The organism is Vibrio jasicida 090810c, from assembly GCF_002887615.1.
GTDB classification, from domain to species: Bacteria; Pseudomonadota; Gammaproteobacteria; order Enterobacterales; family Vibrionaceae; genus Vibrio; species Vibrio jasicida.
Genome location: NZ_CP025792.1, coordinates 920269 through 944380 on the forward strand (window position 1 = coordinate 920269; position 24112 = coordinate 944380).

The window sequence follows — 24112 nt, forward strand, 5'->3', positions numbered from 1 at the left end:
GCTCGGTAAATTGATTTAACCATATCAAAGAGAAAAACCCAATTACTCTATCGAGAAAGCGGAAGCATTTACCGCTTTCTTTGCAAGAATTTAACGAGTTTTAATCACAAGCTGGTTACTTTGCTTCACTTCTTCCATAACTACGTAGGTGCGAGTGTCATTTACGCCTGGTAGACGTAGTAACGTATCGCCAAGTAGTCGACGGTAAGCACCCATATCAGATACACGGGTTTTTAGAAGATAGTCGAAATCACCTGATACTAGATGACACTCTTGAATGTCGTCTAGCTTTTGAACAGCTGCGTTAAACTGTTCGAATACATCTGGCGCACCACGGTTAAGCGTAATTTCTACGAATACCAATAGTGATGCATCTAGGAACTGCGGGTTTAATAGCGCAGTGTAACCTGTGATGTAACCTTGACGCTCTAAGCGACGCACACGCTCCAAACACGGCGTTGGAGAAAGTCCTACACGTTTTGAAAGTTCAACGTTCGAAATACGACCGTCTTTCTGCAGTTCATTAAGAATGTTGCGGTCGATACGGTCTAGTTCCTTGGACGGCTTCTTATAGTTCTCTGCCATTTTTTATTCCACCTTATTACTTCCTTGCAAAAAAATATACTACAACTTTTTAATATTTGGTGCCAAATATTACAAATCAACATCTATACTAGATATTAATTCGACAATAACACCCTACAAACAGTTAATACAACCATTTTAGAAAGAGGACACAGGATGATCATTGGCGTACCTAAGGAAATCAAAAACCACGAATACCGTGTGGGAATGATCCCAGCTAGCGTGAGAGAACTTATCTCACATGGTCACCAAGTTTTAGTTGAGACCAATGCAGGTGCCGGCATTGGTTTTTCAGACGATGATTACATCGCTGTAGGCGCATCCATTCTTCCTACTGCTGCAGACGTCTTTGCGAAAGCAGACATGATTGTAAAAGTAAAAGAACCACAAGCCGTCGAGAGAGCAATGCTCCGCGAAGGGCAGATTTTATTTACTTATTTACACCTAGCACCAGATTTTCCACAAACTGATGAGCTAATCAAGAGCAAAGCTGTCTGTATAGCGTATGAGACTGTAACAGATAATATGGGTCGTTTGCCACTGTTAGCACCAATGTCAGAAGTAGCAGGTCGGATGTCTATCCAAGCTGGTGCACAAACGCTGGAAAAATCACACGGTGGCCGTGGTTTACTACTAGGTGGTGTACCTGGTGTTGAGCCTGCGAAAGTCGTTGTTGTTGGCGGTGGTGTCGTTGGTGCGAACGCAGCTCGTATGGCTGTTGGTCTTCGTGCTGACGTAACAATCCTAGACCGCAACGTAGATACACTGCGTAAACTAGACGAAGAATTCCAAGGCCGCGCGAAAGTGGTTTATTCTACAGAAGACGCGATTGAGAAGCATGTTCTAGAAGCTGACCTAGTGATTGGTGCAGTTCTAATCCCTGGTGCTGCCGCTCCTAAACTAGTAACAAAAGAGCACATCGCTAAGATGAAGCCAGGCGCAGCGGTCGTTGACGTAGCAATCGACCAAGGTGGCTGTTTTGAAACTTCTCACGCAACGACACACGCAGAGCCAACTTACATCGTTGACGAAGTTGTTCACTATTGTGTGGCTAACATGCCGGGTGCCGTTGCTCGCACATCAACATTTGCACTGAACAACGCAACACTACCTTACATCGTAAAACTCGCGAATAAAGGCTACCGTGAAGCGCTTCTAGCAGATAACGGTTTCCTAGAAGGCTTGAACGTTATCCACGGTAAAGTGACTTGTAAAGAGGTTGCTGAGAGCTTTGACCTAGAATACGTTGAACCAGCACAAGCTATCGCAATGTTCAACTAATGACAAAATAACGCACAAATTGTCACGTTTTGTTTACAAAAGCCCACTGAGAAGTGGGCTTTTTTGTATAGAGCATTTAATTATAAAAAAGATCTAAAACTTATAAGCGCAAATTAAAATGTTTCGAGGTGTAACTGATTTAGCGCAAAATTCTGCCAATCTAACACGGTAACCACGTTCTTCAAGATAAAGTGCTTTATCTAAAGCAAGCCAAATCTCCAATGGTCGTTGAAATACCAACTGAACCAAACTCAAACGCTCCATCTGCCAAAAACGCTGCTCAGCCAAGTATTCGAACTTCGAGAAGTCAATATCTTGAGTCAACTCGATATCCTTTCGCTCTGCGGCCCAATGGCACAAAGATTCAAAACCATCACTTAATTGCGACTTACGAATACTCGGCACTGGTTGATATTCGGTCAACCCTAACGCTTGTCGCGTGATCAAATCAAACCCTAAGCGAAACACCATTTCTTGCTGACGATGACGGCGCACACGCTCACCTCCAGTCACAGTCTGTTGTAAAGGAATACGAAGCTCTTGCTTAGACAAAGAAAGAGAAGAAGCTCTGCCCTGCTCCGACATTGGCTGATATTGCTCAGACTGAATCAAATGGTAACAGCAAGGCGAGATTGTCATCGCGGCGATGCCGTTTTCGCTGCCGTACTGCATTAATCGAACATGGAGATCACCACATGCGTGTAACGCCACCGCATGTTGTGTCGGCTTGAACACGGCTTTTGCCGCAGAATCAAACGCGTCACCTTGAATAAACGTCATGTTCCAACGATGTTCATTCGCCGCTTGTTGCCCTGAATCACACAGCGCTTGTTGGAATTCGAAGCTCGTCACTGGCTGGTTCGTTTGTGTGGTAAGAATTCGCCCTAAATAGCCTTTTCCTGAACACCACTCTAACCATTCTTTGCCGTGATGATGTTGAATAGCCGCTTCGCCCATCGAACTTATTTGCTCTAACTTGCGGCCAGGAATACCACTGTCTAAACCGCGAGCAAGCTCCAATCCATTTAATGAAAGTGTTTCTAAGCGAGTAAGAGCGGCGAGCGGTTCAAGATCAGGTAAACAAGTTCCGATCGCCTTAAATAAAAGCTCAGGTTCTGATTTGTATTCTTCGATCTGAGAAGAAGTAAGAGACGCTAACCATTGACACAACTGAGGGTGTTGCTCTTGCCAAGGTAATGATGCGTGAATGCTGCTTTTAAAGGGCTCAAATCGCCACAACGATTGATTCTCGATTAAGCAGTCATTAATAAATTGAAATTGCGTTTTCATAGCTCCCCCTACAACGAGCGCATTGTAGAGGGAATCGAAACTTGAATGAAGTGTTATCTGACCGGAAGCTCGATGTCTTTAAACATCTCTTCGATTTCCGTATTGGATTTAAGCGAGATCGCCTGTTCCACAACCGGACGAGTCAAGTGCGGCGCAAAGCGCTCCATAAAGTCGAACATGTAAGAGCGTAAGAACGTACCGCGACGGAAGCCAATGCTGGTCGTACTCGCACCAAACAAGTGGCTCGCATCAATCGCCACCAAATCGCCATCTTGGTCGTGATCGACTGCCATGCTCGCAATCACACCAACACCAACCCCCATACGAACGTAAGTCTTAATGACATCTGCGTCCGTAGCGGTAAATACTACTCGTGGTGTTAGACCCTCGCGGTTGAATGCGGTATCCAGCTCCGAGCGACCCGTAAAGCCAAATACGTAAGTCACCAGCGGATACGCCGCCAAATCGTGGATCGTTACTTTATCTTTCTTCGCTAATGGGTGGTCTTTTGGTACCACGATAGAGCGATTCCAGTGGTAACAAGGCAGCATGATCGCATCTTGATAAAGGTGAAGCGCTTCCGTTGCAATCGCAAAATTCGCCGTGCCTTTCGCGATAGCCTCAGACATTTGGGATGGTGTGCCTTGGTGCATGTGCAATGACACTTTCGGGTAACGCGCTGTAAAGCCTTTAATCACATCAGGCAACGCATAACGTGCTTGGGTATGTGTAGTAGAAATGTTAAGCGTACCCATTTCAGGGTGGGTGTGCTCCCCTGCGACCGCTTTAATGCTTTCAACGCGAGCGAGGATCTCTTGAGAAATTCGCACGATTTCTTCACCAGCGGGGGTCACCTGCGTTAAGTGTTTACCACTTCGTTCGAAGATCTGAATACCCAATTCATCTTCCAGCAAACGTACCTGTTTACTGATACCCGGTTGGGATGTGTATAGGCTCTCTGCCGTCGCAGAAACATTCAGATTATGGTTCACAACCTCAACAATGTACTTCAGTTGTTGCAGCTTCATCGTAATCCCTTACTCATTTATCGAGATAATAACGTCATACCCATCGTGGCCGCCCTCCCGAGCATATGAATGCACACGATATAATGTTTAGTTATAACGTGTTAGCAACTAAATGAACAGTAATTTCTAACTTATACCCGAAGCTCATAGCAAGGCCGTTCAACGCTGCCAATATGCAAAGGGTTGAATCATTAAAAATAGGTTTTTTCAGGAGCTCACCGCATTCCCTGCTGATTTCCACAGGAAAACGTGTTTGGAGCAAAATAATCAGATAAATAGGGTGCCGAGAAAGATAAGATTCATGTATTCTTGAACGCTGGACACAGAAAAGTAACAAGTAGTAGAAGCAAAGATATGAATTTGACTTTAATAATCGCTTTGGTTGCCATCCTACTGGTATTGATCCTTGGCTATAACATCATGTTGCAGTACAAGGTAAAAGTAGAGACCGCGAAAAGACAGGAGTCTGCTCGCTATGTGGCGCTGATTGACGGTACTGAAGAGCTCATAGGGCACGCTCATCATATTCCTTTCAGCAAGGACTTACTGCTGTGTCTTAACAACCGTATTCTTGATGCACTCGAAAGCATGCGCGACCTTGATCCAAAGAACAAGCAGCTCGTTCAGCGCATCGAAAACATGAAGCAGCAAATTTCTCAATTGAATGAGAGCAGCGCAAACGGTGAAAGCACCACATTCAAAATGCCGAGCAGCGATAAACAAGCCATTGTAATGTTAAAGCTCGTCAAACGTCTTCGTGATGCAGTTCGTAATGAGCACAACAAAGGCCGTTTAGATACGCAAACTTACGTAACAGAGAACGCGCGTCTGGAAACTATGCAGATTCGTATTAACATCGAAAACGTTATCAAGCGAGCGAACGATTCTATTGCTCGTGGCCAACCTGGCACCGCATTGCAACTGCTTCGTAAAGGCATTGATGCCCTAAGTACAAAGAACGATGCGTACTCGATTCAAGCAAAACAAAAGCTGGAAGAAATGCTTGGTGACCTAGACAAGAAACGCCAAGACAAGAATGAAGCAGAAATGCAGCAGCTTGCCGATAAAGAACGCGACAGTGATATGGATGCACTCTTCGGCGAAAAGAAAAAGTGGTAAACTCTCCACAAGCTTTTCGTACTACTCGATTAAAGGCTGCGTTTGCGGCCTTTTTTGTATCTTGTATTTGCTCAAGATGCCGATGGTTACACCAAAACAGAATACAACGTACTAAGAACTAAAATGATTAATCTCGACGCCTATCAGGACCTTCTTGCTCCCATTAACCAATTCTTGCAATGCAGCACCCCAGATGAATGGGTTGAGGAAGCAAAGAAACCGGAAAACCTGCCAACGATTTTAGTAGATCACCTACTGTGTGAACTCAAAGCAGGTCAGTCTGCCATGCTTTTAATCCGTAAATACGCAGTAGACGACGCAAGCTCACTTGCCCTACTTGATTGGTTCAAACCTTATGAGGACTTCGCTTACCGCAAAACTGGCTCACTCGAGACTTTAAAAGGTAAGAGCAACATTTCTAAAGCGATCATTGCTAAGTCGGATTCACCATACAGCCAAGATCTTATTGATAAGATGGTTCTGCTGATCAAAGAAGAGTTACACCACTTCTACCAAGTTCTAGAAATCATGGAAAGCCGTGGTGTGGAATACAAAAACATTCCGGCAAGCCGCTATGCCAAAACGCTGATTTCGCACATGAAGACATACGAGCCAGAAACGTTGATTGATAAGCTCATCATCGGTGCCTACATCGAAGCTCGCTCGTGTGAACGTTTCGCCAAACTGGCTCCGCACATGGATGACGATATCGCGAAGTTCTATGTTTCTCTATTGCGCTCAGAAGCGCGTCACTATCAAGATTACTTGATTCTGGCAGAGCAAATAGCGGGTAAAGACATCAGCGAACGTGTGGCGGAATTTGGTCGCATCGAAGCAGCACTGATTTCAACACCAGATGAAGATTTCAAATTCCACAGTGGCGTTCCAGTGTTAACGGCATAGGCTGCAGCCTAACGTTAAATAGCAAAAAGCCGGACATCACGTCCGGCTTTTCTGTATCTAATCCAGTATCTCGTATCTTCATCCTCAAGAGCGAGGCTCGTGCGAGTTGGGGATCTCATACACGCAAACTAAGAACGCGCACTCAACTCAATACGTTGTAAATTTGCATCAATACTCTGGTCACCTCTCAGCCTTTCCCAAAGCTGGCCAAGTAAATCCAAACTACGTTCACTTGGGTAACGCTCCGTCGATTCCAATAACTGCCATTGTCCATCTTTCCCCTTCTCAGCAAAGATAAACTCGAACGATAAGTTGTTGGACATACCCAAACGTAAGTCAGTCACAATCAACGCATCGTCTTCAATACGGTAGTTTAGGTAATCGTGAGAGAAAGCCTTAAGCCCTTTCAATGTGTCTGGCTTGTCTTCCAATGGCCAACTCCCAAGCGGGTGCGAGACAAAATCAATGTGGTCACTACCATCGAGGACTGACGCCAAACCTTCATAGTATTGGCCGTCATCCATTACGACGACGCGCCACAAAACGGTATTGAACGGTGTTGGGGTGATCAGTACTTGTTGATTAGGTAAGTTCTGCGCACTCAAGTTTTGTTCCACGCGAGACGCGATCATTTGCTGCGATGCGTAACCCCAACCAAGATAAAGCGTCGAAATCAACACCACGCTCTGACACCAGCGTCCGCCGCGAGTTTTGGAAAACAGAGCCACACCAATCGCCAGCAATAAAGGCAGCGTGTAAAGCGGATCGATAATAAACACGTTCCGCAGCTCAAAATAGCCCTCAAATGGCCAAATCAACTGCGTGCCATACGTTGTCATTGCATCCAACAAAGTGTGGGTAACGAACACGCTCACGGTTAAAAAGAACACACGAGAAAGTGTCCAAAACGTATCTGGTCGCCAGCGGCAATAGAGCCAAGAAATCAGCAAAGCGAAAGGAGGCAAAACAAGTAAAGAGTGACTAAAACCACGATGCTTAATTGTGTTTTGCACGGCATCGCCATAGTCCAGAATCACATCCAGATCTGGCAAGGTCCCGAGGGCAGCCCCCATTAATAGCACCTTTGCGTTGCAGCGCTTCCCTGCGATCGCGCCAGCGACGGTCGCTCCTAGTGCAGCTTGTGTGATTGAATCCATATCCCGCTATCTATACTCATTCATGACAAAGATTGATTGGTTCGAAAACTAAAACGCATTTCCATATGTGTCAAACCAGTCACCCACTTTATGTCTCTTATTTACTTACTTTTACACACAAAGGGGCGATCAAATGCCTTTGATAGTTTGAAGGTGACTTACTTAAAAAAAGCAGTCTCTTGGCGGGAGATTTTCTTGATTAACGCTTCACGTCGAAGATCTAAAATCTCATCAATCAATTTCTCTTTCGCACTAATGCCAAAGTGTTGAGCGTAATTTTTCACTTTTTCGATTTCACTCGGGTGTAAACGGTACACGTCTTTCTTTAATCGCGCTTCAGCTTCGCTTTTAATAAGGCCTTGGCTCTGCAACAATTTGATGATGGCTTCATCGGTTTGATTTACTGCTCGTGTCATGGGGTTCCAATCTAAAAGTTTGCGTTGCCCGCCATGCTGTTGGGCTTTCAAGTCGCACAACTTATAGACCAAACATGACAACGTTATTGCAGCCTAAAGTCATTTATTAGCAAAACATGAAACGAACTTACGACAAAAAGATACTCACCTGCTTAAACAATTTACCGCTCTGAAGTACAAAGACACACATTCACATCTTCCCAATAAAAAACTTTTCGCCTTTCTGCCAATTTTACTATTGAGTACAAATTCGCTCTCGATCACATAAATCATATTATATAGGTTGTTTTCTCACTCCAATCAATCACCGCCATACTATTCAAACATCCAATTTCAGAAGCAAAATCATAGTCCGAGCAGCATAGAAAGTTGGTTACATTGTCAACAACTGGCAGTGGTCACTTTTTCGTCCATTTCAATTTCAATATTTGTGTTTTTCCCCTCCACTTCATACTTCACATAATCAACATTACGCATATTTGTGTTATTTAAATACAAGCAATATTACTTTCTTTGTATGTCACGAAGAATGACGTTAACCATGGAGAACAATATGAAGATCACACTCACGAATATTGTCGGTAGTGCGTTGTTACTAACAACATTTGCCTCGCACAGCGCTCAAGTGAATTTAATAAACCCAAGTTTTGAAGAGAGCTTTTCTGGCTGGACGGAATTCGACCCAACCGCCGAATCTGGCGTTGCTTACGATGGTGTAAAATCAGCAAAATTCGAAGGTGATGGAGCTCGCCTTGAGCAAACCGTTTCCGTTGTCGCCAACACCGAATATACACTTAGTGCTTATGTGCGGGGTGATGCAAACATTGGCGTAGACGTTGGTGGAAGTACCTATAGCCAATCTGCATCCAATAGCGATTGGGCGAAAACAACCGTCATTTTTAACTCGCAGGATTCAACCGAGATCACCATATTTGGTGAATACAATAGTGCCGAAGGACGTGTTGACCTGTTCGCACTCAACTCATCAGACATCATTGACCCACCGACGACTTCTTTACCTATGTTTGACCTTGACCCGTCAGTGCCACCTTCCGATAACTTTGATCTACTTGATTGGAAACTGGATTTACCTGTTGACGATAACGGTAACGCCTCTGGCGATGCACAAGAAGTAAAAGAAGATGAGTTATCAAGTGGTTACGAAAACACAGAATTCTTCTATACGGGAGACGACGGTGGCCTCGTATTTATCTCTCCAGTTGAAGGAGCAACGACATCAAGTAATACCAAATACACGCGTTCTGAAATGCGCGAAATGTTACGCCGAGGCGATACCAGTATTTCCACCACAGGTATTACCAAGAATAACTGGGTATTTGCAAGCGCTCCAGCAGATGACCAAGATGCATCAGGCGGCGTTGACGGTGTATTAGAAGCAACTCTCGCGGTCAACGCGGTGACAACAACCGGCGATAGCAACCAAATCGGCCGAGTGATTGTTGGTCAGATCCACGCCAATAATGACGAGCCAATTCGACTTTACTATCGCTTACTACCCGGTCACAGCAAAGGTTCATTGTACTTTGCACATGAACCTAACGCAGACGCTTCTCCAGACGATGAGCAGTTCATCAACCTAATCGGCAGCTCTGCAGATGATGCCTCTGAACCTTCTGATGGTATCGCCCTTAATGAACTCTTCTTCTATCGCATTGAAGTTCAAGGGAACCAGTTGATCGTGACAATTCAGCGAGATGACCATGAAGACGTGACGGAAACTGTCGACATGAGCACGAGTGGCTACGATGTTGGCGGTCAGTACATGTACTTCAAGGCAGGTGTTTACAACCAAAACAACTCTGGTGACCCTACAGACTACGTACAAGCAACGTTCTACTACCTCACCAACAGCCATGAAGGATACGAGTTCCCTTAGATCTATAAAGCCAAGCGGAAGGTTAACTCCCTTCCGCTACTTCCCATCTTAGTGATGGCATTAACAACAATAAAAAACGGTTTATACGTAAAATTTATCGTGACAAATGCCACTTTATTGTCTTAGTTATAAAACTTGATTCAGCCCTCACTTTTATAACCAATATCCTTATTAAAGTTAGATCCCTCGCACTATTCTCTTGATTCACAAGTGATCTGACCATCATTTAATCGTTTCGTACGTTTCGCACTCACTTGTCATACAATATCATTTCTTTTGCAAGTTCAGGTAAGAACATCAAAAGGAATCAATGATGAAAAGTCATGTTGAAATTGCCATGGATGCTGTCGAGTTAGTCAAGCCATCCATAGAACGATTATTCGAACGAACCAATCGAAAAGAACTTCATATCGTGGTGATGGATCCTAGAGTAAAACCGTGGGAAGCGTCTTTTACTGATGCCGTTCTCTATGAAACATCTCTGGGACAACCACAAGAATGGACCATTCCATTTGATGAGTTCGCAAGAAACAAAGCACAACAAGCATGGCGCAACGGCCGCCCTAATATTCATAACCAAACCACCCAAACCTCTTCTCTACAAGAAAACGATTTGCTGTTCTTCGGCTCATTTGTACATGGCGACGTCGTCGTTGCGTGCAGTGGTGTCGAGCAATGGTACGACATGCTCATAAGCGGCTGGATCGCCGTCGCGTTTGAGCAGCTCTGCATGAGCGAATATCAAAACAATAAAACAAACCACCCTACACAAGCATACAAAAACTAACGGAAACAAAAGGTCGATTATTATGAACAAGCTTCTTAAATCTCTACTTGTCGCCGCTGGCATCATGGTCTCTGCAACGGCTATTGCCGCGGATTATCCAACGAAAAACATCCGTCTTATTGTTCCGTTTGGTGCAGGCGGTGGTACAGACGCCGTCGGTCGAACTCTGGCTAACTCCGCAAAAGATGTACTAGGACAAAACATCGCCGTAATGAACCGCACTGGAGGCGCTGGCGCGGTGGGCATGAGTTTTGGTGCGCAGCAGCGTCCAGATGGGTACACGCTGACCGTTGTCACTCGTGAAATCGCTTCTCTCCCTCAAATGGGTTTAATGCGACATGATGCGAGTGACTTTAAATTGATTCGAATGGTTAACCTCGATCCTGCCGTGGTTTTGGTTCATAAAGACAGCCCTTTCAACACCATCAATGACCTGATCGCCGAAGCCAAAAAAGGCGAAGGTAAAGTGAAGTTCGCCTCGACTGCGGCGCCAAACTTCTACCTGATGGCATTAGAGCAGAACCAAGGAATCAAACTTAACGCCATTCCATACAACGGTGCATCGGAAGCGATTCCCGCGGTACTTGGTAAACACACAGACGTCACCATGGTAACGCCAGGAGAAGCCATTGCTCAGTTGCGTTCAGGTCAATTAAAAGCATTGGGCGTCATGTCAGACGAACGCATTGAATACATCGCCGATGTTCCAACCTTGAAAGAGCAAGGTGTTGATGTCGTTACTGGTACATGGCGCGGTATTGGCGCACCAAAGAACACGCCAGATGAAGTGATTGAAACGCTGGGTAAAGCCTTTGATGAAGCAATGGCATCGGCAGAGTTCAAAGAGTTTATGGAAAAAGGCGCAATGACAATCCACAACATGGATGCAGAAGCGTTTACCAAGTTTGTTGATGAAGACAGCAAAGCACTCGCAAAACTAATTCAGTAAGTGATGTTTTAAGCGAAGAGCATCACCACGATGCTCTTCGTGTTGAGGAGAATCAGCATGAGTCAAAACAGCCTACAACAAAGCGGCTCACAGCCCACAGAACCCATTCAAAACCAACCGTCATCAAAACTGGATAGAGAGATCTTTTTCCCGCTTTTGATGATCGTCATTAGCAGCATCGTACTTGTGCTCATCAGCCAATTCGATGAACCGCACTACCAAGACGCCAGCGTTAACGCCCAATTCTTCCCTAGTGCTATCGCAATTGCACAAATCGTCATTTGCATCGCTCTTATCGTCCAACGAAAGCTAAAAGCATCCATTCAACCGCCTGCCGTTCCTATATTTTCAAAAATGGCGATATTTGGAATCGGCTTTCTCGTGGCTTATGCGCTGCTGATTCATATCGTCGGTTATTTGATCGCAAGCTTAGTCGCGTTCACCGCTTACTTGGTCTTTTTCAAAGTCAAAAAGCCGCTGTATTACCTTATCGCTTGGTGTTTTGTATTTGGGGTGTATTACCTATTTGGAGAGGTGTTTTACATCGCTCTACCTCAAGGCTTGTACTATTAAGGAGAGGCTATGTTTGAACACTTACTCAATGGCCTACTAACCGCATTTAGCCCAGAAGTATTACCCATCTTAATTTTCGGTGTTGTCGGTGGGATCATCTTGGGCGCACTACCCGGATTGACGGCTACAATGGGCGTGGCGATTCTATTGCCCTTTACCTTTGGTATGGATTCCACACCAGCACTGGTGATGCTTATTGGCGTCTATATTGGTGGTATTTACGGAGGCTCAATTGCCGCCATTTTATTGAAGACACCGGGTACACCGGCTTCAGCCGCGACGGTACTCGATGGACACACCTTAGCAGCAAAAGGACAAGCTGCTCGCGCGCTCAGCATTTCTGCGGTTGCCTCGTTTGTCGGCGGACTACTGAGTACGATTGTCTTAATTGCCATCTCTCCGCTTTTGGCAAACTTTGCACTACGCTTTAACGCGCCCGAGTACTTTGCGCTCGCTCTGTTTGGCCTAACCATTATTGTTAGCGTTTCTTCTCAAAACATTTTGAAAGGCTTGTTGGCTGGTAGCATCGGTTTATTGGTGTCTACGGTTGGTCTTGACCCTATCAGTAGCGTTCCGCGCTTCACGTTTGGAATGATGGATCTTTATAGCGGCATCAATGTTATTCCGGTGCTTATTGGTTTGTTTGCCTTGTCAGAAGCAATTAATCAGATCGAGAAGATCATCAATGAGAAGCATGCAGAAGTGCCAACGTTTGATCGTAAAATTCTAAGCAAAAAAGACCTTAAGACAATCCTGCCTACAGCCACTAAAAGCGGCCTGATTGGCACTGCGATTGGCTCTGTACCCGGTGCTGGTGCGGATGTCTCGGCTTTCGTTTGTTACAACGAAGCCAAACGTTCAGCGAAAAAACCGGAAGAGTTTGGTAAGGGGTCACTTCATGGATTGGCCGCAGCTGAATCCGGTAACAACGGCGTAACCGGTGGCTCATTAGTCCCTTTGCTCACACTAGGTGTTCCGGGTGATGCCGTTGCAGCAGTCTTGTTGGGCGCACTTATTGTGCAAGGTTTAACGCCAGGGCCTCTGTTGTTTAGCCAAAGTCCTGAGGTGGTTTATGGCGTCTTTAGCTCGATGTTGGTCGCTAATATCGTCATGCTACTGGTTGGCTTACTTGGTATTCGTTTCTTCTGTCGCATCATAGAAGTTCCGAAAATACTGATGATTCCAATCATCATCTTCCTGTCCGTGGTTGGTGCCTATGCGATTAACAACTCCATGTTTGACGTCGGCATCGCTATCGCGTTCGGTTTATTGGGCTTCGCCCTCGGTAAGATGGACATTCCATCCTCGCCAATATTGTTGGCCATCATTTTGGGGCCAATGGCAGAAACCAACTTACGCAAAGCCTTACTCATGTACGATAACTCGTGGTCATTCTTGTATGAGCGACCAATCGCACTTGCCTTCGTGTTGCTAGCGATCTTCTCGGTGTACTCAACACTGAAAATGAAGAAGAAAGCCAAACCCCAAGCCACAACCTAGAAAAGGTTGCATAACGAATAACACACAGCAAAAAGCCGGACTTTGATGTCCGGCTTTGGTTTTATGAGGGTTTGATTTCGGTGTGGCGAGTTAGTAGAAGTACACCAGCATTTCGACCTCATCCCCTTGCTGCTCAGCATTTAAAGAGAAGTGGACATAGCCTTCTTCTGTTACTGGAATTTGCAGGTATTCATTGCTGTCCCAGTAGTTTGATGCGTATTCGTGTTGCCCTGCTGTTGGCCAATAAGCTTTGCTCGCATACAGGTCAACATTGCCATTGTCTGCATGACCGTTTTTGTCAGTTAGCCACACTCGCATCTCTTGCACGCCTTGCGGTACATAAACCGCTGCGTAACGTCGTTCGTGTACTGTAAACATCTGCGCTTGACCAGATTCCAATACCACTGGGGTTAAGTCATCTTGCTCTTGTGCTGGCGGTGTTGGGGTTTCTGTCACCAATGACGCCTGTAACGTTACGTCATTAAAGTCCGAACGGCCCGCAATGCTGATGTAGTAACGACCCGGTTTGATGTAACCCGATTGCTCCGGCTCAAACGTCACTAACTCATTGCTGCCATCGCCATATTGGCTGAACTCAAAGTCGTAGTAATGGGCTTCTTTCTCAAAGCTCATGTACAAATCGGCATCGCCTTGGCTATTGCCATGAATCGCCACGTCAAAGTGAGTTACGTTCTCTGGCACATCCACATAGAACAGTTGCTCGCTGTATGCAGCGCCACTGAGCACCACACTCTGATTTGCTGCGAGTTGCGTTACTTGATCAGAAGGCTCAGTCGGCTCACCCGGATTTGGGTCTGGGTTCGGATCAGGCTGCTGAGATTCACTAGAGACTGAATCTAACCAACGTTCAAACTCGCCATTATACTGCTCACCCAATAATTGAACCTGCTTTGCCCATTCAGCAAACTGACCAGAACGGGAAAGCGCCAGTAAGCTGTCTACCTCTTGCGGGTGCTCTTCCAACATAAAGCGAACCGCTAAGTAGCCCCAACGATAAACGCGGTTGGTATCGTGAGAGTAAGTAGTCGCCAACACGTCCGATAGGCTCATCTTGCCGTCAGCAATCAGCCCAATCGCTGCGTCATAACCTTGCTTGTAATGCATGTACTCAGCAAAACCCTCAAGCCACCAAACAATGTAACCATGTGCCAAGTTATCGCTGAATGAGCCATATTGGTTGAATCGAGCATCTAGGTAATGAGTGTATTCATGCTCTAGGTTGAGAATAGAAAGCGCCTCACCATTGTCATAGCGGTAAGCGACAAAGCGAGCCACGTTGCCAACTTGTGCTGGATTACCCTCAAGGTACTGACCGCCGTTATCCGTTGTATTACCAAACAAGAAAGACGAGTAATCCACGTAGCTGCCGTTGTTCGCGAACACGGCGACTTCTACTCGCTCATTGTTGTCGTCCGCCACAGGTTGATGCCCTGTGTTTGCCACTTGGTGGAAGTCGGCCTCTTTTGCGGCTAAAACCTCACAAGCTTCAATAGATTGGGCTTGGGTTAAATCTTGGGAGCGGATGATGGCCGGACCATCACACTCATGACGATTAGGTAGCACGCGGGCCGCCAAATCACGCTTCGCTTGATCTAAATCCAGACCATTCAAACCCTCTGGCGCGAAGTAGCTCATCATCTCGACCGCAGCCAACCAAAGCTTATCGTGTTCGCTACCAAGTGGGTTTTGCTCCATCACTTCTTGCATCACACGCAGCGCTTTCTCTTTGGTTGCTTGGTTTGGGCTGGCTAATAAACGTCCGGTTTCGCGAACGGCGTTGTAAACCAAGAAGCTGGCATCCGTTTCCAATGCCCAAGCATTATCACGAGCAAACGCTGCTAACGTATCGATGTGTTGTGTATGGTTCGCCATGTATTGGTAGAAATCATCTCGCGAAGCATGGCCAGCCATTGCACGGAAAAGGTTGTTCAACCCATCGACCCACTGTGTATCTTGTGCCGTTTCGCGATTGAAGTGACGCAGTGCCGCAAGTTGTGCTTCCATCGTTAGAGGAAGTTGCTTCACATTGTCGACCATCAACGTCAGGCTTTTCATCGCTCCTACTTGCTCGCGTCCTTGGTCTAGCGCGTGTGGATTCGCTAAGAACGCATTAATCGACTGAGCAAAACGTTGGCCTAATATCTCAGAGAAATCCGGCTGTTGCGCGTTATAGCGAACGTAATAAGCCGCACGCACAAACTCACCAAGGTTCTCTAGTTTGCGCGCTTGCTCCGCCTCACCACGGTAACTTGCAATGGCTTGGTTTAACGCGATTTGAATACGGCTTAAGCTCGCTTCACTGTAGATATCGTTCAACGAATCAGCAGGTGCAGAGAACCAAGCACCATAGCAATGATGACTCGCTTCAGAAACGGCCAAGGCAAGATCAGACGCTTTTTGAAGATCAGGAATATCGCACTGCTCTTGTGCGAATGAGAAACTGGAAACACTGGCAAGCATGCAAGCTAGCGCCAAGCGATGACGTGGGAATAGACGGGTATGAGACATAACGACACTCATTGATTAGTTATATATTTGAGGGCGCTGTTATATTCCTTACAATCAATACGGAGAACTGAGTTGCATAAAATTTATGAAGCCAGTTCAGGAAATAGAATTTATACTCTAATTTATAAACCAATTACCAGATTTGCAGATTATCTCTCTCCGAAAACGTTACACAACTGATTGAAATATCAAAGATAAAGTCAGTTAACTAGAAAGAGAAAAGCCAGACATGTGTCTGGCTTTTAGGTTAGTAGCGCTTACCATCAATGCGTCTCAGCGGGATATCTTTCAAGACTTCCTCTTCTGCCATCCTCATATTGATGGCGACGATATCAGCGTCGCATTTCTCTGTCGTTACGTAGTGTGTCAAACACCCACACAGATTGCAGCGATGAAACTCGACTTCTTTATCACCCCAAATATAAAAGACAGAAGGCTCTTTTAAATAGCGAACTGATACTTGCTCTGGTGAGTAGTAAGCCCAATAAGCTGCATACCGACGGCAGATAGAGCAATTACATGATGCTATCTCTTTCGGTACATCAGCTTGAACAACGATGTTCGCGCAATGGCATGTGATTTCCATATTCAGCCTCTCGTCTCCATAACGAGCTTTAAAGCCCTGTTTATACTCTCGATACTATTTTACTGTTGCTTTCTCATACCATTGGTCAAACTGATCAATCACACGATTATGATAAAAAGTTTTGTTGATGCTGTTAGGGTTGGTTGGATCTAACCTCCTAACTTTACAATAACGTTCACCCTCGGCTTTCAAAGTCCTCATTTGGTCATGAAACACCTTGTTTTGCTTAAAGTTTGTATAACGGAACTTTAGTATTTCTAGAAGTTCATAGTAATCGTGCGGATAATTTTTTAGCGCATCCTCTTCCGACAACATAATTTCTGGAGCATCTGGATCATTTGTAAGTCTTACTTGCAATGCCTCATCATTAGTAGTTTTGACAAGTTTGGTGTGTAGCTTAAGTGAAATTGCATAGTGAGCGTCTTTATCTCGCTCGTGTTCCTTCTCAACTGACTTAAGATATTTTAATAAGTTAGATTTAACATCACTATCGACACTAAAGCTTGTTACATCCGAAAGATGAAAAAACGATACTGGCATTAGGTAGAAATTGTAACGACTAAAGTCATAATTAAACCAGTTCATTGTTAACGTCATATAGTTCTTGAGAGACGCTGTTCCTATTTCTTGTATGCTCGTGCTAAGTTCTAAGTCGCCACAAACAAAATGCACGGAGTCATCTCTGATATTCATCAACAAACGAATATTATCCCCAACAACATGCGGAACAGAGCCGTTTGATAACAATCGGTTGAGAGCTGTCCCCAAAGATATTGTTTTCGGATTTCCACTAGGGGAGATTACTGGTTTATCTTTCGAAAAAATATGTATCGCCTGTGCTTCTTCATCCCCATCTTTGACTAGCTTAGCTTTTAACAAGAGCTCCCAAGCGTTAGTCATTAGGATAGAAAACGTCTCTTCACGATGCATAAAGTTAGGTTTGTTATATATCTCAATTGCTGAAATACAAGCAGAGATCGACTTTTCCAGCATGATCTGATGCAGTAATTTTTCAATTTCATTTTTCTGGCTTTGATGCTGTCTAAAGGTAGTCTCATTAAACTTAGTAATAGCTTCGGTAACCTTTAACTTATCTCCAGAATCATCCAATAAAGTTTCCCACTTTTTGCGTAAGTATGTTTTTACAGTAGAAACACTCCAACCAGTCTCTGCAGCAAGATCTTCCAGATTAAATTCAAGCCCCTCTCGATACGCTCTTAAAAAAAACGAATAGGCTTTATCGACTTGTAACCACTTTTTATCTGACATCAGACTTAACCTTCTATTAAGACTTAAAATAATGCTCACGGTGATACTGAAGAAACTTCTGTTCTATCTTGTGTTTCTTGTTCAGCGTTAAGTGTCCGTCTAGACCAATCAAACTGAAATCCTCCGCGATTGAGAACACACCGTTGTCAAACATCACGTGATGGTTTGGACATAGGCACAAAATATTTTCGACCACATCAGGGCCGCGATGCGGTTCACCCAGCGGTTGAATGTGTGCAGCTTCTGCGTAGTACCCTGCTCCAGTATCAATGGCCAAACCGCATACTTGGCATTGGTATTGATGCCAATCTTTTACCTGCTTAGCCTTTTTATAGTCTCGGACGATCTTGTTGACCGTAACGGCTTGGCGGGACGTTACCTCATAACGTGCTTTGCTTGTGTCTTGCACCTCTGCCGCAGGTTCCGAATCAATTTGGACAAGTTTGTAACGCCATACTTTGAAGCCAGACAGCCCTCGCTCGCACCAATAGTCTTCAACGCGGTATAAACCCGCATATTGGTAACCTTTGGTTGGAGAATAATGGCTTTGGTGTTTATGACTTCGAGTAACGCGGACGGGTAACTCCTCCAGCTTGTTTCTAGCCAGAGCGAGGTTGGTGCGTTCTAATTTTTGATCGGCAATTTGCTTGTTGCTGTTTTCGTCACGACCACCAGCTCCGGTATAGATGATGACGTTGCCAAAATCTTCGTCGTCTTCATAACCACCGGAAAGTACGATTGAGTCAGCGCCTTCTTTAGCGCCGCCACTGATACCAGCCTGCGTTGGTGGATGGATGCCAGATTTGGCTAACGCGGCTCGATTTTCGAACATGTCACCGACTTCGGTATCGGGTATGTGTCCAAAAACTCTCATAGTAAACCCTTGTATGTGTACTACTCAGTGGGAAAACGTGTCGAGAAAAGTGACGAATTTCCAACTGATACATACGCTAACGGTATCACAGTCAATCAGGTTTATATGCGTGAAACCTTCTCATTTTTCACAAGAAGTTTTTATGGTGACAATCGTTTATTTTCATATACATAGCGAACAGCACCGGGTAAACAACATGGTCAATTTTGCATCTCAAACAAAACAAAGATCACAACTTATTATCAAAGTCCGACGTGCGGTTTTCTGTCATCCATATTTAACGTGCTAGTCATAATTATCAATAAGAATAATCACTCTAATTCGACTTATGGACAGACAGATGAAATTGACACAATGGATTGTTGGGCTAAGTGGCTTACTCGCATTACCGAGCTTGGCAGACACAGATGTATACCTTACGAATAACTCAGACCAACCGTTAACCATTCAGGTAAAACATGAAGGCAGCGATTTACTGGAATACGGTGAAGAATGGCAGCAACATGTGCAATTACTTGGTCCTTGGGAAACCAAATCGATACTGAGCTTTAATCGCTGGGAAGGCGTGAAAAATGGCCAGAACTATCGCTTTGAAACCGTGGTGTCTAACCCACAAGGTGAGAGTGTCACACTCAACCAAGTGGTGGAGGGCCATTGGTATAACTCGACAATGGAATATGGCCTATCGGCTGCTGATGTCGGTTTAGCATTGAAAGATGACCGTAACGTCCACCGTTCTTATACGGGATCTTTTGGTATTCGCAATACAGAGCTCGCATTCAAATCGAGCAAGACAGCCCGGTACGACGATTTGCACTACACCATCACCCCTAACAAGGTAGATGAAGCAACGGATAATAATGAGCAAAACCTGAAGCTGATGACTTATAACATCTGGGCTCTGCCTGCGATTGCTTCACATATTGGCGATCGTTACGCGCTAATTCCTGATTACGTCAAAGGTTACGACGTACTGGCACTACAAGAGGTGTTTGCCAATGGTCGTGATGCGTTCTTACGAGAACTTGCAAAAGAATACCCTTACCAGACTAAGATGCTGGATAAAGATGGCTTCAATATTTACGACGGCGGTGTGATCATCGTGAGCCGCTACCCTATCGTGAATCAGGCGCAATATGTGTTCCCTGATTGCACCGGCACCGACTGTTTTGCCGACAAGGGCGTGAATTATGCGGAGATAATCAAAGGTGGTCAGGCTTACCATGTGTTTGCCACGCATACCGCCTCTTTTGATACGGACACGGCACGAGACTATCGCCAACGCCAATTTAAACAAATGCGTTCGATGGCTCAGTCTTTGAATATCCCAACGAGTGAAACTGTGGTTTACAGTGGCGACTTCAATGTGAATAAGTTGAAGTTCCCTGATGACTATCAACAGATGATTGCGAACTTAAGTGCAATCGAGCCGCAGTACTCAGGTTATACGGCCTCCACCTTCGACCCTCGCATTAACAATTTTGCCGGAGAGGCTTTATCTGGTGGTGAGAATGTTGAGTACCTCGACTACGTGATGGTGAGTAATGAGTATGGCGTGAAGTCGTTTAACGATAACCGTGTCGACGTTCCGCGCTCTACCGCAGAGAGTTTGTGGAAACACTTCAATCTGTCGGATCACTTCCCTGTTAGCGCTGTGATCAAACCATGAAGCGTGTTGCGTTAGTTACTGTGTCCGTCGTTGTGGCGGGCACGATTTGGTTCTCAAAGGCGGGTGATAAGCGTGAAAGCTTGTTGTCGTTTTCTGCTGTGATTGAAGGCCGTGCTGAACAAGATACCAGTGGTCATTCTTCTTCATCAGTAAATCAAACTGTCAGTAAAAAAGTCGTACCCAAAGCCAAAGATACCCCCTCTCCAATTAAAGCCATTGCTGGACGTTTGAATGACGCCAAAGGTCGTGCATTAAAAGCCGAGATAGAGACCTTCTGGCACACGTGTATGTCTGATCATAACTGCGAATCTAAGCTGGCCGAATTGGAAAGCTATATGTCGGGTGAGCGCTTTGCTTTACTGGCGAACTACCATCAACTAAACAGTTTGTGGCAGCAAAGTGTGGGTGATTTGTTGTTTGATGAGCAGCAACCGCTCGCCTCTCGTGTTGCTCTTCTCAAAGCGGAAGCAAGAAAGGTATGGGGTGAGTTGGCCGAAGTGATTTTTGCTGATGAGTTTGCCCTTTACGATTTTAGTTTGCAGGCAGAGCAGTTGAATTCGACTCCTGCTCAAGACTACGTGCAAGCCTTTGGGGATTTAGTTCAAGAGTGGCAAGGCAATGAGGAAACGTTGGGACTAGCCAGCGAGCAAGCTAAGTATGAGCGTGCGGTGGCGTTAATTCCGGATAACGTGAGCCAAACAGAGCGTGAGGCTTTGATTGAGGAGCTTCAACAAACTTACCTTTCTGAACAAGAGAGTGAAGAGATACACGCTCGCGAACAACAAGTCGCAGAGCAAAAGCAGCAAGTGCGCGATTATCAGAGTGAGTTGCAGCAGCTTGAATCCAAACTGGCAACTCAAAGAGCCACCAGCCATGCAGGTTTGTCGGACTCGGAGTGGCAGCGGTATTACCAAAAAGAGGTGGCGGATTTTCGTCGCGAGTTCTTCGCTGGCTAACGGCTCGTTTGTCTGAGCAATTGGAGGTGAGAGATTCCCTACTCGCTCATTCTTCGCTCTAGGCAATGACGATGTTTGAGTTCGTGGCCATCGACAGCAAATTCGTCGTCCACTAACTCAAAACTTAAACCGTGTCATTCCAGCAAGCCTAGGCGCGACTAGGAATCTGGTTCCAACGAGCTGTAGATTGGCGAGAACACCAAAGTTCACAGCACTTGGTGAGTAGATTCTGAATTACACTCGTCCCTCTTTTTTCAGAATGACGGTATTTAGAGCATGAGTATGAAATGAGCTTCCGTACTCATTCATCTTCGCTCTGGGAAATGGCGATGTTTGAGTTCATGGGCATCGGCAGCAAATACCTCCCCCACTAACTCAAAACTTAAACCGTGTCATTCCAACAAGCCTAGGCGCGACTAGGAATCTAGGTTCCCGCGAATGCTTGATACAAGAAGGTCGCTCACTTAAAGCGACCTTCTATAATTCGTTCCGTTAAGAACTCAAGAGTTACAACACTCGTAAGCACTCTTCCGGAGGTAAGCTAAGCAGCGTGTTAGCGAAGTTGATCTTCTCATCACGCCATTTCAATGCCGCTTCTCGGCTGTCTTGCGAATGTCGGTCAGCTTCAAAGTAGCTTTTTCTTGGTAGTCCGTTCGCTGGCGTCATCACCATCGATTGTTCATTCAAACGAATCGTAAATAGGAACTGGCCACGTTGGCCGGTTTGCGCTGCTGGGTGGTGCAATGTGGTATCGCAGCAATAGCGTTTATCACGTAGTGCGCGGCATGTGTATTCAAAGACATCTTGAGCACCACGACCAGGGAACGCGGTATAAATACTGATGCCATCTCGTTGCAAAGACTGATCACCCGCCGCCAGTTGCACCGCGTATTGGATCATCCTAAAGCCCAGAACCACGCCACCAATGCTGTTCAATCCACTGTATTGAATTGCGCCTTCTAAGCTCAGACGAAGTTTGTCTTCCCCTTCATAAAGAAAAAGATCAGGCGATGCCCAATCACTCTTTGGAATAAGCAGTTGAGTAATATCCGAGTGTTCCATGTTGGTCTCCGCAACAATGAGTGTATTTGAGACCACAAACATATCGTAATGAGAATTATTATCAATAGTTTTAAAGAAAAACTGAGAGTATAAAAAGGCACGGCTCACTACAATAGATCGTGCCTATATCAGAAATGCCAATCCGTTGAACTCAAATTGAACTCCTTGAGCCAAACCGGATTTCGATCGTAACTTCAGAACAAGTTCAAACCAAACACACCTTTCACATCAAATAACACTTGCTCGGTTTTCTCACGTGAACGTTGGCTGCCTTGTTTAAGGATTTCGATAAGCTGTGCTTTGTCATCTAAGAACATGGCGCGTTTTTCTCGGATTGGACGAAGCATCTCTTGCAGACACTCCTCCAACACTTTCTTGGTTGTTCCGTCACCCAATCCACCACGGCGATAATGCGCTTTTAACTCTTCCACATAAGCTTTATCAGTATGGAAGGCATCAAGGTAAGTGAACACGATGTTGCCTTCCACTTGGCCTGGGTCTTCAATACGTAAGTGATTTGGATCGGTATACATGGATTTCACCGCTGCGCTGATTTCTTTCTCTGTCGCTCCAAGGTTGATTGCGTTACCCATGCTTTTCGACATTTTATTTTTGCCATCTGTGCTTGGCAAACGCGGCGCGTCACTGAGCAGTGGACGACACTCTTTCAGAATGGTTTTCCCGCCAAGATGGTTTATCTTTCTCACGATTTCATTGGTTTGCTCTAGCATTGGCAATTGGTCATCACCAACGGGAACAAGTGTCGCGTGAAATCCGGTAATGTCAGCCGCTTGAGAGATTGGATAAGTCAAAAATCCAGCCGGAATGGAACGCTCAAACCCTTTGCTTTGGATTTCGTTTTTCACCGTCGGATTACGCTCCAAACGTGCGATAGAAACCAAGTTGCTGTAATACATGGTTAGCTCAGCAAGCGCCGGAACTTGAGACTGCAAGCAGATGGTGGTTTGAATCGGATCGATGCCAACAGCAAGGTAATCGGCCACTACGTTCAAGATATTGGAAGAAACCTTGGAAGGATTATGCGCGTTATCGGTTAAACCCTGCATATCGGCAACGAGAATGGTTTGATCGTGCTGAGTTTGCAGCGCGACTCGCTGTTCTAGTGAGCCGACGTAATGACCTAAATGCAGAGGGCCAGTGGCTCGGTCGCCAGTGAGAATGACTTCGCGTTGTTGAGTGTTTTGTGTGGTGTTCATAACTTATCTCCGAATAAAAATAGATCGCTACTGGAGATAAAAAGACATGACACTCTTAGCTACCGTCCAGCAGCGTAAGAATGTAAATATTCCGCGCCGCTCTAATTAGAGCGCCACCAGAAGAAGTTTGATGAAGGTGTGAATGTCGTTTTCATACTTTTAAAACTAACAAGGAGCAGAGCTAAAAACAACCCTACTCCTTGTACAATTTGATTTTTCAGTTTTGGTACGGCTTGCCAGCACGGCATCAAATCTGGATATACATGGCGATGACCAGTGCAGCGCCAAATAGGCTACCCGATACAAACGCACACAATACCGCTTTATTCTGTTTGCTTCTCATCCTTTACTTCTCGACTTTAGAGCACGTGGAGCAACGCTGTTTGCTCCGCTCTCTTACTAAGTTGAACAGTGATAAATCCTTTCCGGTGAATCGATACGCCAAACAATCTTCGGTTCACTCTG

General features: G+C 45.3%; 21 protein-coding genes. 10 read left to right on the plus strand and 11 right to left on the minus strand.

Features of this window, described 5'->3' with window-relative positions; all coding sequences use genetic code 11:
- Positions 1-90 precede the first annotated feature (90 nt).
- Positions 91-585, minus strand: a complete 495-nt coding sequence (gene lrp / locus C1S73_RS04355) for a leucine-responsive transcriptional regulator Lrp (protein WP_009842652.1) — start codon at positions 583-585, stop codon at positions 91-93.
- Between the two features lie 156 nt (positions 586-741).
- Here lrp and ald point away from each other — a divergent pair, with 156 nt between their 5' ends.
- A complete protein-coding gene (ald, locus tag C1S73_RS04360) occupies positions 742-1866 on the plus strand; it encodes an alanine dehydrogenase (protein WP_038867050.1) in 1125 nt (374 codons plus the stop codon).
- 93 nt (positions 1867-1959) lie between these two features.
- Here the strand turns inward: ald and C1S73_RS04365 are convergent, their stop codons facing one another.
- Complete coding sequence (locus tag C1S73_RS04365; RefSeq protein WP_038867047.1) at positions 1960-3156, minus strand: methyltransferase; 1197 nt, start codon at positions 3154-3156, stop codon at positions 1960-1962.
- 53 nt (positions 3157-3209) lie between these two features.
- Positions 3210-4184, minus strand: coding sequence for an HTH-type transcriptional regulator CysB (cysB, locus tag C1S73_RS04370; protein ID WP_038867045.1), 975 nt, complete (start codon positions 4182-4184; stop codon positions 3210-3212).
- A 354-nt stretch (positions 4185-4538) separates the two neighbouring features.
- On the opposite strand from cysB, the gene C1S73_RS04375 reads away from it, so the two are divergent.
- Positions 4539-5303, plus strand: a complete 765-nt coding sequence (locus C1S73_RS04375; RefSeq protein WP_038867041.1) for a hypothetical protein — start codon at positions 4539-4541, stop codon at positions 5301-5303.
- Between the two features lie 123 nt (positions 5304-5426).
- Complete coding sequence (miaE, locus tag C1S73_RS04380; RefSeq protein WP_038867040.1) at positions 5427-6206, plus strand: tRNA isopentenyl-2-thiomethyl-A-37 hydroxylase MiaE; 780 nt, start codon at positions 5427-5429, stop codon at positions 6204-6206.
- Between the two features lie 128 nt (positions 6207-6334).
- Here miaE and C1S73_RS04385 read toward each other — a convergent pair whose 3' ends face one another.
- Entirely contained in the window at positions 6335-7363 is a 1029-nt protein-coding gene (locus C1S73_RS04385) for a metal-dependent hydrolase (protein ID WP_038867038.1), read from the minus strand.
- A 158-nt stretch (positions 7364-7521) separates the two neighbouring features.
- A complete protein-coding gene (locus C1S73_RS04390; protein WP_038867037.1) occupies positions 7522-7779 on the minus strand; it encodes a hypothetical protein in 258 nt (85 codons plus the stop codon).
- A 553-nt stretch (positions 7780-8332) separates the two neighbouring features.
- On the opposite strand from C1S73_RS04390, the gene C1S73_RS04395 reads away from it, so the two are divergent.
- From C1S73_RS04395 to C1S73_RS04415, 5 genes are all read left to right on the plus strand, one after another.
- Positions 8333-9676, plus strand: coding sequence for a polysaccharide lyase family 7 protein (locus C1S73_RS04395; RefSeq protein WP_038867036.1), 1344 nt, complete (start codon positions 8333-8335; stop codon positions 9674-9676).
- 313 nt (positions 9677-9989) lie between these two features.
- A complete protein-coding gene (locus tag C1S73_RS04400) occupies positions 9990-10463 on the plus strand; it encodes a hypothetical protein (RefSeq protein ID WP_038867033.1) in 474 nt (157 codons plus the stop codon).
- A 22-nt stretch (positions 10464-10485) separates the two neighbouring features.
- Entirely contained in the window at positions 10486-11412 is a 927-nt protein-coding gene (locus C1S73_RS04405; protein ID WP_009705724.1) for a tripartite tricarboxylate transporter substrate binding protein, read from the plus strand.
- A gap of 159 nt (positions 11413-11571) precedes the next feature.
- Positions 11572-11985: a tripartite tricarboxylate transporter TctB family protein gene (locus C1S73_RS04410; protein WP_038867165.1), complete on the plus strand. Its 414-nt coding sequence runs from the start codon at positions 11572-11574 to the stop codon at positions 11983-11985.
- 9 nt (positions 11986-11994) lie between these two features.
- Positions 11995-13485 (plus strand): tripartite tricarboxylate transporter permease, encoded by a 1491-nt coding sequence (locus C1S73_RS04415; RefSeq protein ID WP_038867030.1) that lies wholly within the window; start codon positions 11995-11997, stop codon positions 13483-13485.
- A 90-nt stretch (positions 13486-13575) separates the two neighbouring features.
- Here the strand turns inward: C1S73_RS04415 and C1S73_RS04420 are convergent, their stop codons facing one another.
- From C1S73_RS04420 to C1S73_RS04435, 4 genes are all read right to left on the minus strand, one after another.
- On the minus strand, positions 13576-16014 hold the full coding sequence (locus C1S73_RS04420; protein WP_038867028.1) for a M9 family metallopeptidase: 2439 nt from the start codon (positions 16012-16014) through the stop codon (positions 13576-13578).
- Positions 16015-16261: 247 nt separating this feature from the next.
- Positions 16262-16600, minus strand: coding sequence for a GFA family protein (locus C1S73_RS04425; RefSeq protein ID WP_038867025.1), 339 nt, complete (start codon positions 16598-16600; stop codon positions 16262-16264).
- A gap of 54 nt (positions 16601-16654) precedes the next feature.
- Complete coding sequence (locus C1S73_RS04430; protein WP_038867023.1) at positions 16655-17869, minus strand: DUF3644 domain-containing protein; 1215 nt, start codon at positions 17867-17869, stop codon at positions 16655-16657.
- 16 nt (positions 17870-17885) lie between these two features.
- Positions 17886-18743 carry a YDG/SRA domain-containing protein gene (locus tag C1S73_RS04435; RefSeq protein WP_050566681.1) on the minus strand — a complete coding sequence of 286 codons (858 nt, stop codon included), beginning with the start codon at positions 18741-18743 and terminating at the stop codon, positions 17886-17888.
- A gap of 340 nt (positions 18744-19083) precedes the next feature.
- Between C1S73_RS04435 and C1S73_RS04440 the strand changes: the two genes are divergently transcribed.
- Both C1S73_RS04440 and C1S73_RS04445 read left to right on the plus strand, forming a co-directional pair.
- Positions 19084-20412 carry a sphingomyelin phosphodiesterase gene (locus tag C1S73_RS04440; RefSeq protein ID WP_038867021.1) on the plus strand — a complete coding sequence of 443 codons (1329 nt, stop codon included), beginning with the start codon at positions 19084-19086 and terminating at the stop codon, positions 20410-20412.
- Positions 20409-21368 (plus strand): hypothetical protein, encoded by a 960-nt coding sequence (locus tag C1S73_RS04445; RefSeq protein ID WP_038867018.1) that lies wholly within the window; start codon positions 20409-20411, stop codon positions 21366-21368. The genes C1S73_RS04440 and C1S73_RS04445 overlap by 4 nt, the downstream gene beginning before the upstream one ends.
- 507 nt (positions 21369-21875) lie before the next feature.
- Here the strand turns inward: C1S73_RS04445 and C1S73_RS04450 are convergent.
- Together C1S73_RS04450 and trpS are read right to left on the minus strand one after the other, a co-directional pair.
- Positions 21876-22430, minus strand: coding sequence for a hypothetical protein (locus C1S73_RS04450; protein WP_038867161.1), 555 nt, complete (start codon positions 22428-22430; stop codon positions 21876-21878).
- 194 nt (positions 22431-22624) lie between these two features.
- The gene (trpS, locus tag C1S73_RS04455) at positions 22625-23647 is read right to left on the minus strand and encodes a tryptophan--tRNA ligase (RefSeq protein ID WP_038867016.1); all 1023 of its coding nucleotides are present in this window, start codon (positions 23645-23647) and stop codon (positions 22625-22627) included.
- Positions 23648-24112: the final 465 nt, after the last annotated feature.

Excerpts from the sequence above, each read along its gene's own strand:
- lrp (WP_009842652.1), bottom strand. The coding sequence starts at position 585 with ATGGCAGAGAACTATAAGAAGCCGTCCAAGGAACTAGACCGTATCGAC.
- ald (WP_038867050.1), top strand. The coding sequence starts at position 742 with ATGATCATTGGCGTACCTAAGGAAATCAAAAACCACGAATACCGTGTG.
- C1S73_RS04365 (WP_038867047.1), bottom strand. The coding sequence starts at position 3,156 with ATGAAAACGCAATTTCAATTTATTAATGACTGCTTAATCGAGAATCAA.
- cysB (WP_038867045.1), bottom strand. The coding sequence starts at position 4,184 with ATGAAGCTGCAACAACTGAAGTACATTGTTGAGGTTGTGAACCATAAT.
- C1S73_RS04375 (WP_038867041.1), top strand. The coding sequence starts at position 4,539 with ATGAATTTGACTTTAATAATCGCTTTGGTTGCCATCCTACTGGTATTG.
- miaE (WP_038867040.1), top strand. The coding sequence starts at position 5,427 with ATGATTAATCTCGACGCCTATCAGGACCTTCTTGCTCCCATTAACCAA.
- C1S73_RS04385 (WP_038867038.1), bottom strand. The coding sequence starts at position 7,363 with ATGGATTCAATCACACAAGCTGCACTAGGAGCGACCGTCGCTGGCGCG.
- C1S73_RS04390 (WP_038867037.1), bottom strand. The coding sequence starts at position 7,779 with ATGACACGAGCAGTAAATCAAACCGATGAAGCCATCATCAAATTGTTG.
- C1S73_RS04395 (WP_038867036.1), top strand. The coding sequence starts at position 8,333 with ATGAAGATCACACTCACGAATATTGTCGGTAGTGCGTTGTTACTAACA.
- C1S73_RS04400 (WP_038867033.1), top strand. The coding sequence starts at position 9,990 with ATGAAAAGTCATGTTGAAATTGCCATGGATGCTGTCGAGTTAGTCAAG.
- C1S73_RS04405 (WP_009705724.1), top strand. The coding sequence starts at position 10,486 with ATGAACAAGCTTCTTAAATCTCTACTTGTCGCCGCTGGCATCATGGTC.
- C1S73_RS04410 (WP_038867165.1), top strand. The coding sequence starts at position 11,572 with ATGATCGTCATTAGCAGCATCGTACTTGTGCTCATCAGCCAATTCGAT.
- C1S73_RS04415 (WP_038867030.1), top strand. The coding sequence starts at position 11,995 with ATGTTTGAACACTTACTCAATGGCCTACTAACCGCATTTAGCCCAGAA.
- C1S73_RS04420 (WP_038867028.1), bottom strand. The coding sequence starts at position 16,014 with ATGTCTCATACCCGTCTATTCCCACGTCATCGCTTGGCGCTAGCTTGC.
- C1S73_RS04425 (WP_038867025.1), bottom strand. The coding sequence starts at position 16,600 with ATGGAAATCACATGCCATTGCGCGAACATCGTTGTTCAAGCTGATGTA.
- C1S73_RS04430 (WP_038867023.1), bottom strand. The coding sequence starts at position 17,869 with ATGTCAGATAAAAAGTGGTTACAAGTCGATAAAGCCTATTCGTTTTTT.
- C1S73_RS04435 (WP_050566681.1), bottom strand. The coding sequence starts at position 18,743 with ATGAGAGTTTTTGGACACATACCCGATACCGAAGTCGGTGACATGTTC.
- C1S73_RS04440 (WP_038867021.1), top strand. The coding sequence starts at position 19,084 with ATGAAATTGACACAATGGATTGTTGGGCTAAGTGGCTTACTCGCATTA.
- C1S73_RS04445 (WP_038867018.1), top strand. The coding sequence starts at position 20,409 with ATGAAGCGTGTTGCGTTAGTTACTGTGTCCGTCGTTGTGGCGGGCACG.
- C1S73_RS04450 (WP_038867161.1), bottom strand. The coding sequence starts at position 22,430 with ATGGAACACTCGGATATTACTCAACTGCTTATTCCAAAGAGTGATTGG.
- trpS (WP_038867016.1), bottom strand. The coding sequence starts at position 23,647 with ATGAACACCACACAAAACACTCAACAACGCGAAGTCATTCTCACTGGC.